This is a genomic window from Arcicella sp. GW458-12-2-14-TSB2, assembly GCF_059423785.1.
Map to the genome: position 1 here is coordinate 1 of NZ_JBWKYN010000343.1, position 1711 is coordinate 1711.

Sequence of the window (1711 nt, forward strand, 5' to 3'; positions counted from 1 at the left end):
ATACATTGTATTACTGGTCGAATTTTTTCAAAATCATACTTTTTATAATTAATTAAGAGTATTTTATCGTCTTGTGTGTAATTTTCTTTAATGATAGAATCATTAAAATTATCTTCAAATATTGAGTCTGATAAATTTATTTCAAACCCTGCGTTTTCTAATTGTGTAAAAGTACCCAAAGGAACATCCCAAATTTTAAGAACAAGCCAACATTCTTTATTATGCATCAAAAATTCGGTTATGTCTTTATATCTTTGAATTACTTGTTCAACCCTTTTTTTTCCTTTTTTTTTACCTCCCATTTGAAAAATAATTTTTAATTCAGTATTTGAAGAAAAATATTTGGCGTATTCTACGGTAAATTGTTCAATATTCATTATCTTATTCTTTAATTTTTTCGCCTTTGTTGGAGATAACCCTCACTTGGCGTAGTGTTTTTCACTACGTCAGCGTGTCAAGCAATGTTATATTGCAAAAATGCGACGCATTTTATAAGTTTTCAAGTTGCGGACTCTGCATACTTCTATAGTCCCACACCTGACCTAGTTTACGCCAAGCGTGAGTGTCTATAGCTTCTGTTTTAGAATAAAATTGTTGTTGTTTTTTAAATAATTATCTTTAGTCTTAAATACTATTACTTTCTCATTTTCGAATAAAACAAATTTATCTACAGGCTTAAAAGATGAATCCGTAATTCTAAACAAATCACCACAATAATGTAGTGATGCTCTATATTTATTGTTAATAATTGATGTTTTTAATTCATAAAGTTCACAGGTATAGATGCTTTCAACAATTTTATACTTACCTACTTTATCAATAATCAACCTTTTACTATTTAATAGATTGATTACCTCTAAATGTGTTTTACCTTCTTTATAGTTTTTAAAGTAATATAGACTTTCGTTATCAATAGCAAAACTTTCAATAGCAGAATCAATCATACTGAGCTGATTTTTAATTATATCAAACTCATATAACGTGAAATTTACCAATATGTATAAGTTATTTTTTTTTGTAACTATATTAGCTTCAACATATTCAACATCTTCTAAGTCAAATTTAGAAATAGCTACAATTTTAGAAGTTCTATTAGAAATATTGATACGGACTATCTTAAATACGTTCAATTTTCTATCTATTTCGATAGCGTAAACATTTTCCTTTGCTAAGTCCAATGAAATACCAACTATATCAACAGAATCATTTACCTCATAAAACACTTTATTCTGTTTATTTGTAATGTCAAATGTAAATAACCTTTTATAATTTATATATAATAATTTTTTTTCATCAACCACTGCTATTTGGTCATTTCCCAAGTCTTTAGCTATCAAATGACGACTTTTCGTTTTTAAATCCGTTTGAAATAATGATGCTGTAGAAGCATCATCTTCATCAGTCCACTCAGATGTTATGAGTCCATCTTGAATGATACACATCACATTACCCTTAATAGTCTGTGTTTTTTGCGAAAAAGCTTTGGTAAAAAGAGTTGCTAGAAAAAAGGTAATAATTAGTTTTTTCATATTAATTAAAGTTTTGATGAACCTTCGTTTGGCATAGTGTTTTTGACCAGTTACAAACTTTTCGCCTTTGTTGGAGTTATAAACTTATAGAATGTTTTCCTTTTTGCCATGTAACATTGCAGTACACACTGACGTAGTAAAAACACTACGCCAAGGGAGGGAAATAGAATACGCTTTTTTAG

At 28.2% G+C, this 1711-nt stretch carries 2 protein-coding genes; both read right to left on the reverse strand.

What is annotated here, in order from left to right; genetic code table 11:
- Positions 1-377 (reverse strand): hypothetical protein (locus AC07XN_RS24310; protein ID WP_494744923.1); only part of this gene is annotated, 377 nt, incomplete at its 3' end.
- A 189-nt stretch (positions 378-566) separates the two neighbouring features.
- On the reverse strand, positions 567-1529 hold the full coding sequence (locus AC07XN_RS24315; RefSeq protein ID WP_494744924.1) for a hypothetical protein: 963 nt from the start codon (positions 1527-1529) through the stop codon (positions 567-569).
- Between the last annotated feature and the right edge of the window lie 182 nt (positions 1530-1711).

What these genes read in the sequence shown, in the direction of transcription:
- AC07XN_RS24315 (WP_494744924.1), bottom strand. Translation starts at nt 1,529, where the DNA reads ATGAAAAAACTAATTATTACCTTTTTTCTAGCAACTCTTTTTACCAAA.